This is a genomic window from Capnocytophaga canis (genome assembly GCF_000827555.1).
Classification (GTDB): Bacteria; Bacteroidota; Bacteroidia; order Flavobacteriales; family Flavobacteriaceae; genus Capnocytophaga; species Capnocytophaga canis.
In genome coordinates this window covers 1-499 of sequence record NZ_CDOI01000018.1, presented here as the reverse complement: position 1 = coordinate 499, position 499 = coordinate 1, and the positions used below count along the sequence as shown (strand labels likewise).

Here is a 499-nt window from a genome sequence, read left to right as displayed (position 1 = left end):
TAGCGCAGATGGTACTACGCAAGTGGGAGAGTATGTCGCCGCCTTCTTTAATTGAAAATCCGTTTCAATATGAAACGGATTTTTTTATGCTAAGGTGCGGCGTGTCCCTTTGGTCGAACCGTCGCCTTCTTTAAGTTAAAACTCCAATCAGAAATATGATTGGAGTTTTTTGTTTTTATAGGTGTAATGTTTGTTCGCAAGGCTCAGCGAGCCATGTTCTTTTAATTAGCGTGTAAAGTATATTTTCTTCGGAATTCGATAACTTTACTGTATTCTTTTTTCTTATCACAGTTAAACCTGAAACCTAGCAAAACTTTATCCTCCAAAACATAACAAAATTAAGTATTGGGTAGAGTTACACAATGTATGATACTCAAATCCACCCAAAATTGATGTAGAAAAATACAATTTCAAAAGGCTTTTATATGGTTTTCAAACTTTTTTGAAAAACAACAAGTTTTCCTCACCGCTCGGCGTATCCGATGTCTCAAAAGTGTGT

1 pseudogene is annotated in these 499 nt (G+C 35.9%); it reads right to left on the bottom strand.

Annotated features, from left to right (window positions below):
- Positions 1–373 precede the first annotated feature (373 nt).
- A pseudogene (locus CCAND38_RS12080) lies at positions 374–499 on the bottom strand (IS1 family transposase); the annotation flags it as partial.